The following is a 13,335-nucleotide window of genomic DNA, read 5'->3' as shown; positions in this document are numbered from 1 at the left end:
GCATCAGTACGCCCCCACGGGATGCGTGAGCACTTTGACCGTCCGCCACATGATCACCAGGTCGCCGGTGAGCGACCAGTTCTCCACGTAGTAGAGGTCGAGTCGGACGCTTTCCTCCCAGGAGAGGTCGGAGCGCCCGTTCACCTGCCACATCCCGGTGAGTCCCGGTTTGATGTAGAGGCGGCGATGGACGTGGTTCTCATAACCCTCGACCTCGGAGCGCAGCGGGGGCCGCGGTCCGACCAGGCTCATGTCGCCGAGGAAGACATTGACGAGCTGGGGCAGCTCGTCGAGCGAGTACTTGCGCAGGACGCGGCCGACGCGGGTGACGCGCGGGTCGTCCTTGAGCTTGAAGAGCACGCCGTTGCCGTCGCTCTTCGCCTGCAGCTGGGCGAGGCGTGCTTCGGCGTCGACGCACATGGAACGGAACTTGAACATCCGGAACGTCTCGCCGTTGCGGCCGACGCGTTCCTGGGTGAACACCACCGGTCCCTTGTCGTCGAGCTTGACGAACAGGGCCACGGCGAGGAACACGGGGGAGAGCAGGGCGAGGGCGATGCCGGAGGCGAAGAAGTCGAACGCGCGCTTGAGCACGTGCTTGCCGCCCTCGAACTGCGGGATCTCCACGTGGATGAGCGGCAGCCCCTCCACGGGGCGGAAGTGGATGCGCGGTCCTGCGACGTCGGTGAGGCGCGACGCGAGCACGAGCTCCGTCGCCGTCCCTTCCAGCTTCCAGGCCAGCGTGCGCACGAAATCGCCGCTGGTCAGCGACTGACCTGCGACGATCACGGTGTCGACGCCGAGCCGCGCCGCGGCGTCTGCCACACCGTCCAGATCGGAGACGACAGGGACCTCGCGGTCGGGCGCTGCGATGCGCTTCTTCATCGCGGCGTCCTTCTTGGCGCCCTTGCGCTTGCCCGTGTCGAGGGAGGCGCCGACCACGTGGTACGCGGCGCCCGACTTGTTGTGGATCTGCCGCACGACATAGTCGACGTCGGAGAACCCTCCCACAACGAGAGCGCGGGAGAGGTAGTGGTCGAACATCCGCTGCCGGATGAGCCACTGCCGCCACAGCCACCGCGAGAACAGCACGCCCACGACGCCGAGCGGCAGCGCAAGCACGAAGTAGCCGCGGGCGATGTCGACCTTGGCGACGAGGAAGACGATCGCGAGCAGACCGAAGGTGAGCGCGCTCGCGTTGACGACCCTCTTGTACTCCGCGACGCCGACACCGACGACGCGCGGGTCGCGCGAGTGGTTGACGGCGAGGGCGAACATCCAGGTCACCGCGATGAGCATCGAGAGCGTGAAGTAGTCGGTGCGGAAGCCGGCGAACTGCGTGCCGGAGTCGTCGAGGCCGAAGCGCAGGAACATCGCGCACAGGGTCGACGCCAGGATGATGGCGGTGTCGGTGATGAACAGGCGCGCACGGTACTGACGAGCCCAGGTGCGCTCAGAGCTGCGGGGATGCGTCGGTGCGGCCGGATGGCCGATGGCGGCGGCCGGATGGCCGATGGTGGCCAGGCGTGGTTTGATGACGGTCATCGGAGCGCCCTCCCCGCGCTGCTGATGCTGGGTCCGACCGAAGAGCCGACGACGGCTGGGGGAAAGCCGTGGTCTCGAACGGCTTCACCGCCGCCGGCCCCGCTGATGAGGGTCGTCCCATTGCTCCGCGCACGCCGGGTGACCCTCGGGTCAAGGGGGTTGAGCGAACGGGTCGCTCGACGTGGCGGATGCGGGTTCACGGGTCGTCCCTGCGTGTGTCGGGATGGTGCTTTTTCGGGTGGCGTGAACCGGAGAGACGCACTCGCGAGACCGACGAGCTGTTCAGCGAACGGAAAGTGACTGTTTCTCACCTATTCACAAAAGTGAGATTACATCGTTTTCTCAGCTAAGCGTGAGCCCTCTATGGGGGTGATTATTGCTCACTTTTGATTCGAGGGCGATTTCGGCGCGCCGAAACGCCGCGGCATCCACACGCTTCAGCTGACGAGACACCAGTGACCGTGCCGCATCCCCGGGGGTTTGCGACACTTGCCGGCATTTCGTCGCGGCCGCTGTGAGCGTCGGGGGTGCGCAGTATGGTCGGGATATGTGTGGACGGTTCGCGATGGACAAAGAGACGGACGACATGATCCAGGAGTTCGTGGCAGAGGGCGGTGACTTCCGGGATTGGCGGCCGAGCTGGAACATCGCCCCGACAGACGCCATCCCGATCTTCCTGGAGAGCAAGAAGAAGGACGAGCCGAGCGTGCGTCGGATCGAGCTCGCGCGCTGGTCGCTCGTGCCCTCCTGGTCCAAGGAGCTCAAGACGAAGGTCCCCACCTTCAACGCCAGGGCAGAGACCGCGGCGGAGAAGCCGATGTTCAAGGCGTCCGTCGCCTCGCGCCGTGCCATCGTCCCGGCCATCGGGTACTACGAATGGCAGACCGATCCGGTCACCAAGAAGAAGACGCCGTACTTCATCCACCTGCCGGACGGCGAGCTGATGGGGTTCGCCGGGCTGTACGCGTGGTGGGCCGATCCGGCGAAGGAGCACGGCGACCCTGAGCGCTGGCACCTGACGGCCACGATCCTCACGGCGGATGCGGTGCAGACGCTCGAGCACATCCACGACCGCAACCCCGTGCCGCTGCCGCGCGAGCTGTGGGACCACTGGGTCGACCCGACCGTCGTCGGCGACCAGGCACTCCTCGACGAGGCCGTTCGCGCGGCCGTCGGCGTGGCCGAGTCGCTGGCGTTCGATCGCGTCGGGCCGGTGACGGGCGACGGGCCGGAACTCATCCAGCCGATCGACTGACGCCTCCCGTCCGGCAGGGGAGAGCCCGGCCGCAGGATGCGGTGGTATCCCTAGACTTCGCCTCGGCGCGCTCCCGCCCAGAGGTCGACGCCCGCATCCACGGCCAGCTCGTCGATCTCGGCGAGTTCGGCGTCCGTGAACGACAGGTTGTCGAGCGCTCCGACGTTCTGCTCGAGCTGGGCGACGCTGCTCGCGCCGATCACCAGCGACGTGACCCGCTCGTCGCGGAGCGCCCAGGCGAGGGCGAGCTGCGCGAGCGACTGACCGCGGCTTCGCGCGATCTCGTTGAGCGAGCGGAGCCGCGCGACCGCGTCGTCGGTGAGCCAGTCGGCGTCGAGTGAGCTGCCTGCCGCTGCACGGGAGTCCTCCGGGATGCCGTTCAGGTACTTGTCGGTGAGCATGCCCTGGGCGAGCGCAGTGAACCCGATCACGCCGACGCCCAGCTCGCCGACCGTGTCGAGGAGCCCTTCCGTCTCGATCCAGCGGTTCAGCATCGAGTACGACGGCTGGTGGATGAGCAGCGGCGTGCCGAGGTCGCGCAGGATCTCCGCAGCGCGGCGCGCATCCTCCGCCCCATAGGACGAGATGCCGACGTACAGCGCCTTGCCGGAGCGGACGGCGGTGTCGAGCGCCTGCATCGTCTCCTCCAGCGGAGTGGACGGGTCCGGGCGGTGCGAGTAGAAGATGTCGACATAGTCGAGCCCGAGCCGCGCGAGCGACTGGTCGAGGCTGGCGAGCAGGTACTTGCGTCCTCCGCCGCCCTGACCGTACGGTCCTGGCCACATGTCCCAGCCGGCCTTCGACGACACGACGACCTCGTCGCGGTACGGCTTCAGGTCGTCGCGCACGATCCTGCCGAAGTTGACCTCGGCCGAGCCGTACGGCGGGCCGTAGTTGTTGGCGAGGTCGAAGTGCGTGATGCCGAGGTCGAACGCGCGCAGCACGATGTCGCGCTGCGTCGTGAACGGACGGTCGTCGCCGAAGTTGTGCCAGAGGCCGAGGGACAGGGCGGGGAGGTCGAGCCCGCTGCGGCCGGTGCGACGGTACTGCATCCGGTCGTAGCGCTCGGGGAGGGGTTGGTACGCCATGTCTCCACCCTCCCGCGTCCGGCCTGTCCTGTCCAACAGGCGGCGGCGATCCGATTCAGGGATGCGGCAGCTGAATCAGCGCTTCGCGCGCCTCGCCGCCCTGTTCCTGGCGAGCACCCACCCCACGACGCCGCCCACCAGGAACACCGCGACCACCAGCAGCCAGGTCGGCATCCGCAGTTGCGCCCAGAGCAGGTAGATGGTCGCCTGGTCGTTGCCGACGCCGTTCTGGATCGCGACGATCAGCAGCAGGACCACCAGGACGATGGCCAGCCATTTCCGTTTCAGGAACCGGACGACGGCGTTGTCCTGGCCCCCAGCATCCTCAGCACTCATGCGCTCAGTATGCCGCCAGCCGGCTCATCCGCGCAGCGCGTCCGACACCTTCACCCTGGCCCCCGTGCGCAGCAGCGAGTTCGAGTACACCCGCGCACCGAGCACGATCACCACGGCAGTGGATGCGACGAGCACCGCGAGCGACAGGATCGGCTCCCACCACTCCGCCGTTCCGAGGAAGATGCGCACGGGCATCCCGACCGGCGCGGAGAACGGCACGTAGCTCATGATCGCCATGACAGTGGGGTTGTCGTTGAAGAAGATGACCAGGAAGTACGGCACCATGATCAGGATCATCACCGGGGAGGTGACAGAGCCGATGTCCTCCGAGCGGGAGACGAGCGACGCAGCGGCGGCGTAGATGGCCGCGAGCAGCACGAAGCCGATCACGAAGAACACCACGAACCAGGCGACCGCTGGGCCGACCGTTCCGAGCAGCACCTTCTGGCCCGTCACCATCATCCCGACGACGGCGGCGATCGCGATGGCCGCGATCTGGCCGAGCGCGAGCAGGCTGTTGCCCACGACCTTCCCTGCGAGCAGCACCCGCGCGCTCACCGTCGACAGCAGGATCTCGACGATTCGGGTCTGCTTCTCCTCCACGACGCTCTGCGCGATCATCGTGCCGAACGTCAGCGCGGACATCATGAACACGATCCCGAAGCCGAGAGCGACGATGTAGATGAGCCCTGTCGGCTGCGACGCCGGGTCGAGCAGCTCGACGTCCGGCTGGATGCTCAGCGCGGCGAGCACGCCCTGCGGTGGACTGTCCAGGCCGACGACCGTGACGGGCGGGGTGCCGGAGGAGGGAAGGACGATCGCCGAGACGTCACCGGAGCGAAGCAACTCCTCGCCCTCCGCTCTGGTCGCGACGTCGACGGACTCGAGGCCCTCCGTCGATCCGACGACCTGCGCAGCCGAACCGACCACCGCGACCTTGGTGCTCTCCGTGCTTCCACCGAAGATCCCGCCGAGGAGCACGGCGGCGAGCACGCCGAGCACGAGGATCGCGGCCGAGATCGTGAACGACTTGCTGCGCAGCCTGGTGACCATCTCGCGCTGAGCTACGAGCCAGACACCGGATGCGAAGCTCGGCGCAGGAGGAGTGGTGCTGGCGGGGACGGTGTCGTGCGACGGTGTTGCGCTCATTTGCCGATGGCCTCTCGGAAGATCTGTGCAAGGGACGGGTTCTGCGGGCCGAAACTGACGACGCCGCCGTCTGCGGTCGCCCGGCGGAGCACGGCCTGCGCCGTGGCGTCGTCGGCCTCGAACAGCGCGTAGCCGCCGTCGAAGTCGAGGACGGAGACCCCGTCGACCGCGCGGAGCCAGCCGACGTCGCCTGCGACGAGCAGCTCGTAGCGCCCTCCGCCGTGCTCGCGCCGCAGAGCGTCCGTGCCGCCGGCGACCCTGACCTCTCCGTCGGCGATGATCACCAGCTCGTCGCAGAGCCGCTCGACGATGTCGAGCTGGTGGGAGCTGAACAGGACGGGAGCACCGGATGCCGCGTGGTCGCGCAGCACGCCGACCACCACATCCACGGCCAGAGGGTCGAGACCGGAGAACGGCTCGTCCAGCACCAGCACCTCCGGGTCGTGCACCAGCGCGGCGGCGATCTGCGCCCGCTGCTGGTTGCCGAGGCTGAGGCTCTCGACGAGGTCGTTGCTGCGCTCGCCGAGGCCGAGCCTGTCGAGGAGGGCGTCCGCGTTCCGGCGGGCAGTGGCGGGCGTGAGCCCGTGCAGCCGTGCCAGGTAGACGAGCTGCTCTGCGACCTTCATCTTCGGGTACAGCCCGCGCTCCTCCGGCATGTAGCCGAACCGGCGGCGGTCGTCTGCGGTGAGCGGATCGCCGTCGAGCAGCACCGTGCCTCCGTCAGCGGCGAGCACGCCGAGGATGATGCGCATCGTCGTGGTCTTCCCCGCGCCGTTGCCGCCGACGAACCCCGTCATCCGCGACCTCGGCACCGTGAAGCTCACATCGCGCAGCACGGTGCGTTCTCCGTAGCGTTTCTCGACGTTCTGGATCTCGAGCATGGTCGCGGTCCCCTTTCGTGGTGGTCTCAACGCTACGGACGGCGACGCGCGCGGCGCATCCACCTCCTGACGTCCGCCGAGAGGGGGATGCTCAGCGCGGGGTGGCTCAGCGCGGCGAGGCTCAGCGCCCGGCGAGCCCGTTCTCGTACGCGAAGATGACCGCCTGGATGCGGTCGCGCAGCCCGAGCTTCAGCAAGACCTTCGAGACGTGCGTCTTGACCGTCGCCTCTCCGAGGTAGAGCCTGGCCGCGATCTCCCCGTTGGAGAGGCCGGCGGCGAGCAGGCCGAGCACTTCGCGCTCCCGGTCGGTGAGGTCGTCGACGGGGCCGCCTTCCGCCGCGCCCCGCGTGGCCGCCTGGGCGTGCGCATCCGCTGGCGCACTGAACCGGCTGATGACCTGCCTGGTCACGTCCGGCGAGAGGAGCGCGTCGCCTCTGGCGAGCACGCGTACGGCGTTCACCAGTTCCTCCGGCGACGAGTTCTTGAGCAGGAAGCCGCTCGCGCCCGCCTGCAGGGCGGTGAAGAGGTAGTCGTCGCGGTTGAACGTGGTGAGGACGAGCACGCTCGCCGCCAGGTCGTCTCTTGCGACGATCTGCCTGGTGGCTTCGAGTCCGTCGACGCCCGGCATCTGCACGTCCATGCAGACCACATCCGGCTGCAACTCCTCGCAGAGCCGCACGGCGGCCTGGCCGTCCCCTGCCTCGCCGACCACCTCGATCGACGGGTCCGTCTCCAGGATGATCCGGAATCCGGCGCGCACCAGCTCCTGGTCGTCGGCCAGCAGCACGCGGATGCTCATCGCGCCTTCGCCGAAAGTGGGAAGCGGGCGCGCACCAGGTAGCCGCCGCGGCTGCGAGGGCCGATGTCGATGCTGCCGCCGACGGAGGCGACGCGTTCGCGCATCCCGAGGTGACCGAGGCCGGCACTGGGTGCGCCAGGGCTGGGATGGCCGAGCCCGGTGTCCGACGCCTCGACCTCCAGGCTGTCGTCCTCGTACCTCAGCCGAAGCTCGGCCGTCGCGCCTGCGCCGCCGTGCTTCCTGGTGTTGGTGAGTGCTTCCTGCGCCACGCGGTACACGCAGAGCCCGATGGTCGCGGGCACGGTCCTCGGGGTCCCGATCACCTGCAGGCTGGTGGGGAGCCCGGCGTCCGTCGCATCTCCGACGAGCTCGGGCAGGTGTTCGACGCCGCGCGTGCTCGTGGTCCTGTCCGTCGGCGCGTGCTCGTCGTCGCGCAGGGCGCCGAGCAGCAGCCGCAGCTCGTCGACCGCCGTCCGCGCGCTCGACTCCACATTCAGCAGGGACGCGCGCGCCGCATCCGGATCGCGGTCGAGCACGAGCCGGGCGGCACCGGCCTGCACGCCCATCACGGAGACGTGGTGCGCCACCACATCGTGCAGCTCGCGGGCGATCCGCACCCGTTCCAGCGCGATCGCCTGCTGCTGGGTGCGCTCTCGCTCCTCCGCCAGCTCGCGGGTCAGCGTCTCCAGCTCGAAGCGTCCGCGCGCCGACCGGTACGCGGCCTCGCCGAAGTAGTACGCGCCGCCGAAGTAAAGCAGGTTGATGATGATCTGGATGAGCCCGAACGCCACATACGGCGACAGCGTTCCCTCGCGCGACAATTCCGGCACGAGCGAGGTCATTCCCGCCGTGACGATCAGGTTCCAGAACAGCCAGACGAACATCGCGGCGATGATCGCCAGCCGCAGCGCCGTCGCCACGGTGCGCCTGCGACCCCAGGCGCCGAGCGTGTAGATGGCGATGAAGAGCGCGATGTTCGAGAACAGGTACTCCCCGACCCGGAACTCCCCGCCCCACCAGAACGCGATGGCCGACCCGAGCGCCACGGCCTCCGGCCAGCGGCGCCGCACCGCGAGCATCCCGCCGCTGACGACGGCCCACAGGATGCTGACCCAGACCTCGGCGGTCCCGTACAGCCCGGTGCGCTGATAGAGGAACACCGAGCCGATCATGGCGAGCGTCATCACCCCGGCCAGCAGGATGTCCCTGCGGCGTCCAACCGCATCGGGGGCGGGCCGGTGCCACTCGGTCACAGGGGCGCTGGTCATCCCCCAACGCTAGTGGTGGATGTGCGGGCGCGGATCCGTCGCGCGGGGGAGGCGGCTCAGCGGCGCTCGACGAGCGCCGCGGCCGTGCGAATCCCCAGCCGCAGCCCGTCGTCCGGTGCTGACGGCAGCGGTGCGAACCCCAGCCGCCGGTAGAAGGCCTGCGCGCCGGTGTTCCGCTCGCCGACCCCGAGCTGCACGCCGGGGACGCCCGCATCCCGGAGCTGCCGCAGCAGGGTGCTGATGAGCCTCCTGCCCCAGCCGGCGCCCTGGGTCTCCGGGAGCAGGTCGATGTGCAGGTGCGCCGGGTACAGCGCGTGGTCGGGTCCGACCAGGTGCGCCGTCGAGTGGCCGAGCCGGACGAGGACCTGCGTGGGGGTGACGGCCGGCTCGACCAGTGGATGCGCGGCCGCGAACCCCGGAAGCCACTCCCGCTCGTAGCGCTCGGCGAACGCCGCGCTGTCCGGGGTCGCGACGAGGTAACCGACCGCACGCCCGCCCAGCTCGAGGACGTGGGCGTACGCCGGTTCCAGCCGGAGGTACGGCAGGAGGAAGATGTCCGCCAGAAGGGTGTCGTCCTCGTACTTCCCCGTGGCGTCGCCGCCCGAGTCGCCGGTCAGGAGGCAGACTCTGGACAGCGACGCCACGTCATCAGGGCTGAACGGCCGGATCACGCACGCTCACCCGTCGGCACGGCGCCCGTCGGCAGCGGTGCGATGACGTTCCCCAGGCTGACCCCGGGGCGGTGCGCGTCGAGCATCGCTCGCAGCACGCGGACGAGCGTCGCCACGGTCAGGCGGCGCCGAGGGCGGCGCGGAGGCTCGGCGCCGTCTCCATGGAGGCGCGGGCGTCGTCGGCGCTGAGTCCGCGCAGCAGCATCAGGATGGCGATCTTGACGGAGCCGTCGCTCTGGGCGAGGGTCTCTGCGGCCTCCGCCGGGCTGCAGTCGGTGACCAGCATCACGGTGCGCTCTGCGCGGGCGCGGAGCTTCTCATTCGTGGCGCGCAGGTCGACCATGATGTTGCCGTAGGTCTTGCCGAGACGGACCATCGCGATGGTCGAGATCATGTTGAGCACGAGCTTCTGCGCCGTGCCGGCTTTGAGCCTCGTCGATCCGGCGATCAGCTCTGGGCCGACGACCACCTCGATGGCGTGATCGGCGACGCCGCCGATCGTCGAGTTGCTGTTGCACGCGATCGCGACGGTGAGGGCGCCGAGGCCGGACGCGTACTCCAGCGCGCCGACCACGTACGGGGTGCGACCGGAGGCGGAGATGCCGACGACGATGTCGAGCGGCGTGAGGGCGATGCCGGTCAGTGCGTCTGCGCCGCCCTGCGGATCGTCCTCCGCGTTCTCCACGGCGGTCCTGATCGCACCGTCGCCTCCGGCGATGATGCCGACGACGAGGGACGGGTCGACGTTGAAGGTGGGCGGGCACTCGCTGGCGTCCACGATCCCGAGACGTCCTGGGGTGCCTGCGCCGATGTAGATGAGACGGCCGCCCTCGCGCATCCGGTCTGCGATGCCGTCGATGGCTGTCGCTATCGTCGGCAGCACGGCGGCGACGGCGGGCGGAACGCTCTCGTCGTGGTTGTTCATCAGCGCGACCAGGTCGGCCGTGCTCAGGGTGTCGAGGTCGCGCTCGTCGTCCACGACCGCTTCGGTCGTGAGCGTGGAGAGCTCGGCGCGGAGGAGATCGCGCGGGCGTCTCTCTCTGTTGAGGATGTCAGACACGGATGGCATACCTTTCGTGGGGAAGGTCGCGGCGGACGGCGAGGGTCGCCGCTCCGTCCAGCGACGATCCGGCTGGACGGCGCGGGGACAGGTGGCGGCTGGTCAGCTCGTCGAGCAGCAGCCGGAGGAACTCTGGGTCGTCGGTGAGGCCGCCGATGACGCTGACCGGCGAGCCGGGAGCGGCGACAGAGGATGCGGTGGTCGCCAGGTGGTCGACGGCGGCGTCGACGATGCGATGCGCGACCTCGTCGCCCGCTGCCGCGCGTCTCAGCACGGTGGGGGCGAAGGATGCGAGGGACCTGGCGACGTCGTGGCCGCCCATGATCGCGCTGGGCAGGCCGGTGAGGTCGCCTGCGATCGCGCGCGCGTCCTCTTCGAGTGCGGTGCGCTGACCTCGGCGGTCGGAGGCCCGGAGCGCGGCGACGAGTCCGGCCTGGCCGATCCAGCGACCGCTGCCCTCATCGCCCAGCCACGGACCCCAGCCGTCCGACCGCTGGGCCGCGCCGTCCGCGGCCACGTGGAAGGCCACGGCTCCCGTCCCGGCGATGAGCACCGTTCCCGCCTCCCCGTCGAACGCTCCGATGTGTGCGGTGAGCACGTCGGAGGCGATGGTGACGCCGAATCCCCAGAGCTCGCGGGCGCGCAGGGCGGCGGTTCTGGCCGCGTCCCGGCCGGAGTCCGCCCCTGCCGCGCCGATCGCCAGCTCGGCGACCGCTGACAGCCTTTCCTGACCGAGAGAGGAGACCAGCGGCGCGATCGCGTCGATGGCGAGCTCGGCCCCTCCGGCTGCCGCGAGTCCGGGGAATCCCGCACCGCGCAGCTCCGTGGATGCGCGGCCGTCGTCGATCCGCACCCGGCAGTTGGTCTTGCCGAGGTCGACCGCAATGTGACTCGGTACGGCTTCTGTGCTCACGTGATCCTTATCCGTCGGTGATAGAGACAATTTACATGGATCATCAATCCAAAGTAAATGATTGACAAATGGATCGGCGCGTCGATAGCGTGACTCGCCAAGCACCAAAACGAGCGGAGGGAGCCGACATGGCGAACGGTGTCATTAGTGTCTTCCCTGTGAGCATCCAGACCAACATCCAGGCGCACGTCGAATCGTTCCCGCCGACCATGCGTCGCGTCGCAGACGCGATCCTCGAGCGGCCGCAGATCGTCGTGGAGAACACGATCACCGAACTCGCCAGGGCGTGCAACACCTCGGAGGCGTCGATCGTGCGCTTCTGCCAGTCGCTCGGCCTCACCGGGTACCCGCAGCTCAAGCTGCAGCTCGCCGCTGAGCTCGGCAAGGAGTCGGCGGAGTTCGGCGGCAACGGATCCGGCACGTACGGTGCGGACATCAGCCCGACGGACACCCTCGCCGAGATGGTGTCGAAGATCGCCAGCAGCGAGATCCTCGGGATCAGGGAGACGGCGGACAGCATCGACGTCGACGTGCTCGAACGCGTCGTCCGCAAGGTCGAGCGCGCCAAGCGGGTCGTGGTCTTCGGCGTCGGGGCGAGCAACGCCGGCGCCCAGGACCTCGCTCAGAAGCTGCTGCGGATCGGGCACATCGCCCTCGCATTCACCGACGCGCACGACGCCCTCGTCTCCGCGGCGCTGATCGGCAGCGGGGATGTGGCGATCGGGTTCTCGCACAACGGCAAGACCAAGGAGACCAACGCCTTCCTGCGCGGAGCGCACAATGGAGGGGCGTACACGGTCGCCATCACCAACGTGCCCGATTCGCCGCTCTCCGAGCACGCGGACGACGTTCTGCGCACTGCGGTGCGCGAGACGACGTTCCGGTCGGGCGCCATGGCGAGCAGGATCGCGCAGCTCACGCTCGTCGACTACATCTTCGTCGGCGTCGCCCGCGGTCGATACGACCGCACGGTGCAGGCGCTGAAGAGCACGTACGAAATCGTCAGGGAACTCCGAGAAGAACACTGAGCGCCGGCTCCACCCGGTGCGCGTCAGCGCGCCGGTGCGATGCCGCGCGCCCACGGAAGGATAGGCATGGCATCGCAGCGCGCCCGCACGGGCATCGACATCGTCGCGGAGGAGCCTGGGCTTCTCGGCGGGAGCAGGATCGGCCTGCTCACCAACTTCACCGGGACCACGCGCGACCTCGGCCGCAGCGTCGACGCCCTGGTGGACGCCGGTGCTCCGATCACGACACTGTTCGGCCCTGAGCACGGACTGAACGGCTCCGTGCAGGCCGGCGAGACGGAGACCAGCACGCACGACGCGCGGACGGACCTGCCGATCGTCGAGACGTACCTGAAGAGCGGGGTCGAGCTCGACCGGCTGATCGAGGACTCCGGCGTCGACACCGTCGTGTTCGACATGCAGGACCTCGGGGTCCGGTACTACACGTACGTGTGGTCGCTCTACGACTGCCTGCAGAGCGCTGCGCGCACGGGCGTGCGCTTCGTGGTGCTCGACCGCCCGAATCCACTGGGCGGCGCCGTGGTCTCCGGGCCCGGGCTGGACGTCGCCGGATTCGGCAGCTTCGTCGGGCGCAGCGACGTGCACCAGCGCCACGGTCTCACCGCCGGAGAGCTGGCGCGCTTGTTCAACACCCGCGACCTGCCAGCGGACGGCATATCCGCCGACCTCGACGTGATCCGGATGACAGGCTGGGATACGACGGCGGACTTCGACGCCACCGGCCTGCCCTGGGTGCCGCCGTCGCCGAACATGCCGACGCTGGACACGGCGTACGCGTTCACGGGCACCGGGATCTTCGAGGGCACCAACGTCAGTGAGGGCAGAGGGACGACGCGACCGTTCGAGATGCTCGGGGCGCCGTATGTCGACGGAAGGCTCGCAGCGCGGCTCAGGGATGCCGGCATCCCTGGCGTGCTGTTCAGGGAGATCTGGTTCACGCCCACCTTCCACAAGTACGCGGGGGAGACCGTGCGCGGAGTGCAGCTCCACGTCGTCGATCGCTCGGCGTTCGATCCCGTGTCGACCGGGCTGGCGGTGCTCGACGCCTTCGCGGAGCTGTATCCAGACCGGTTCCGTTTCCTCGAGCCTGGCCAGCGGGTGGAGTCCGGAGAGAACGGCTACGCCATCGATCGGCTCTGGGGGTCGAGCGCCTTGCGCGACGCCGTGCGCGCAGGGGAGCCCACCGCGGCTCTGAACCCCGGCGTCGTGCCGGTTCAGGACGTCTACGGGGACGACGTTCTGCTGTACCCGCGCGTTTTCGCCGTGTAACGGACGCGTAAATGATTGCCGCAGCCATAGCGGCGGTTGAAAATACTTGACATAGTTCGATCAATGAAGGTAA

At 69.0% G+C, this 13,335-nt stretch carries 13 protein-coding genes; 3 read left to right on the top strand and 10 right to left on the bottom strand.

What is annotated here, in order from left to right:
* Nucleotides 1-3: 3 nt before the first annotated feature.
* Nucleotides 4-1,545, bottom strand: coding sequence for a sugar transferase (locus tag ACIRCZ_RS08520; RefSeq protein ID WP_055898673.1), 1,542 nt, complete (start codon nt 1,543-1,545; stop codon nt 4-6).
* A 547-nt stretch (nt 1,546-2,092) separates the two neighbouring features.
* On the opposite strand from ACIRCZ_RS08520, the gene ACIRCZ_RS08515 reads away from it, so the two are divergent.
* Nucleotides 2,093-2,800, top strand: coding sequence for an SOS response-associated peptidase (locus ACIRCZ_RS08515; RefSeq protein WP_402851831.1), 708 nt, complete (start codon nt 2,093-2,095; stop codon nt 2,798-2,800).
* A gap of 50 nt (nt 2,801-2,850) precedes the next feature.
* Here the strand turns inward: ACIRCZ_RS08515 and mgrA are convergent, their stop codons facing one another.
* The 9 genes from mgrA to ACIRCZ_RS08470 all read right to left on the bottom strand — a co-directional run bounded on the left by mgrA (nt 2,851) and on the right by ACIRCZ_RS08470 (nt 10,965).
* Nucleotides 2,851-3,888 carry an L-glyceraldehyde 3-phosphate reductase gene (gene mgrA / locus ACIRCZ_RS08510; RefSeq protein WP_402851828.1) on the bottom strand — a complete coding sequence of 346 codons (1,038 nt, stop codon included), beginning with the start codon at nt 3,886-3,888 and terminating at the stop codon, nt 2,851-2,853.
* A 75-nt stretch (nt 3,889-3,963) separates the two neighbouring features.
* Nucleotides 3,964-4,224: a LapA family protein gene (locus tag ACIRCZ_RS08505; protein ID WP_055898681.1), complete on the bottom strand. Its 261-nt coding sequence runs from the start codon at nt 4,222-4,224 to the stop codon at nt 3,964-3,966.
* Nucleotides 4,225-4,248: 24 nt separating this feature from the next.
* Nucleotides 4,249-5,373 carry an ABC transporter permease gene (locus ACIRCZ_RS08500; RefSeq protein ID WP_402851824.1) on the bottom strand — a complete coding sequence of 375 codons (1,125 nt, stop codon included), beginning with the start codon at nt 5,371-5,373 and terminating at the stop codon, nt 4,249-4,251.
* Nucleotides 5,370-6,254: an ABC transporter ATP-binding protein gene (locus tag ACIRCZ_RS08495; RefSeq protein ID WP_402851821.1), complete on the bottom strand. Its 885-nt coding sequence runs from the start codon at nt 6,252-6,254 to the stop codon at nt 5,370-5,372. The genes ACIRCZ_RS08500 and ACIRCZ_RS08495 overlap by 4 nt, the downstream gene beginning before the upstream one ends.
* A 121-nt stretch (nt 6,255-6,375) precedes the next feature.
* Nucleotides 6,376-7,053, bottom strand: a complete 678-nt coding sequence (locus ACIRCZ_RS08490; protein WP_055898690.1) for a response regulator transcription factor — start codon at nt 7,051-7,053, stop codon at nt 6,376-6,378.
* Nucleotides 7,050-8,321, bottom strand: coding sequence for a sensor histidine kinase (locus ACIRCZ_RS08485; RefSeq protein ID WP_055898692.1), 1,272 nt, complete (start codon nt 8,319-8,321; stop codon nt 7,050-7,052). The genes ACIRCZ_RS08490 and ACIRCZ_RS08485 overlap by 4 nt, the downstream gene beginning before the upstream one ends.
* A gap of 56 nt (nt 8,322-8,377) precedes the next feature.
* Entirely contained in the window at nt 8,378-8,992 is a 615-nt protein-coding gene (locus tag ACIRCZ_RS08480; protein ID WP_055898694.1) for a GNAT family N-acetyltransferase, read from the bottom strand.
* A gap of 118 nt (nt 8,993-9,110) precedes the next feature.
* Nucleotides 9,111-10,052 (bottom strand): N-acetylmuramic acid 6-phosphate etherase, encoded by a 942-nt coding sequence (murQ, locus tag ACIRCZ_RS08475; protein ID WP_402851816.1) that lies wholly within the window; start codon nt 10,050-10,052, stop codon nt 9,111-9,113.
* On the bottom strand, nt 10,045-10,965 hold the full coding sequence (locus tag ACIRCZ_RS08470) for an N-acetylglucosamine kinase (RefSeq protein WP_402851813.1): 921 nt from the start codon (nt 10,963-10,965) through the stop codon (nt 10,045-10,047). Before ACIRCZ_RS08470 ends, murQ begins: the two co-directional genes overlap by 8 nt.
* 158 nt (nt 10,966-11,123) lie before the next feature.
* Here ACIRCZ_RS08470 and ACIRCZ_RS08465 point away from each other — a divergent pair, with 158 nt between their 5' ends.
* Entirely contained in the window at nt 11,124-11,993 is an 870-nt protein-coding gene (locus ACIRCZ_RS08465; protein ID WP_055899097.1) for a MurR/RpiR family transcriptional regulator, read from the top strand.
* Nucleotides 11,994-12,059: 66 nt separating this feature from the next.
* The gene (locus tag ACIRCZ_RS08460; protein WP_402851810.1) at nt 12,060-13,262 is read left to right on the top strand and encodes an exo-beta-N-acetylmuramidase NamZ domain-containing protein; all 1,203 of its coding nucleotides are present in this window, start codon (nt 12,060-12,062) and stop codon (nt 13,260-13,262) included.
* The last annotated feature ends 73 nt before the right edge of the window (nt 13,263-13,335 follow it).

Source organism: Leifsonia sp. NPDC102414 (genome assembly GCF_044765685.1).
Classification (GTDB): Bacteria; Actinomycetota; Actinomycetes; order Actinomycetales; family Microbacteriaceae; genus Leifsonia.
Note: the sequence above shows the minus strand (reverse complement) of the source record. Positions and strands in the feature narration are given on the sequence as shown.

Bases quoted from the DNA above. Each gene is read 5' to 3' on its own strand.
- ACIRCZ_RS08520 (WP_055898673.1), bottom strand. From the start codon at position 1,545: ATGACCGTCATCAAACCACGCCTGGCCACCATCGGCCATCCGGCCGCC.
- ACIRCZ_RS08515 (WP_402851831.1), top strand. From the start codon at position 2,093: ATGTGTGGACGGTTCGCGATGGACAAAGAGACGGACGACATGATCCAG.
- mgrA (WP_402851828.1), bottom strand. From the start codon at position 3,888: ATGGCGTACCAACCCCTCCCCGAGCGCTACGACCGGATGCAGTACCGT.
- ACIRCZ_RS08505 (WP_055898681.1), bottom strand. From the start codon at position 4,224: ATGAGTGCTGAGGATGCTGGGGGCCAGGACAACGCCGTCGTCCGGTTC.
- ACIRCZ_RS08500 (WP_402851824.1), bottom strand. From the start codon at position 5,373: ATGAGCGCAACACCGTCGCACGACACCGTCCCCGCCAGCACCACTCCT.
- ACIRCZ_RS08495 (WP_402851821.1), bottom strand. From the start codon at position 6,254: ATGCTCGAGATCCAGAACGTCGAGAAACGCTACGGAGAACGCACCGTG.
- ACIRCZ_RS08490 (WP_055898690.1), bottom strand. From the start codon at position 7,053: ATGAGCATCCGCGTGCTGCTGGCCGACGACCAGGAGCTGGTGCGCGCC.
- ACIRCZ_RS08485 (WP_055898692.1), bottom strand. From the start codon at position 8,321: ATGACCAGCGCCCCTGTGACCGAGTGGCACCGGCCCGCCCCCGATGCG.
- ACIRCZ_RS08460 (WP_402851810.1), top strand. From the start codon at position 12,060: ATGGCATCGCAGCGCGCCCGCACGGGCATCGACATCGTCGCGGAGGAG.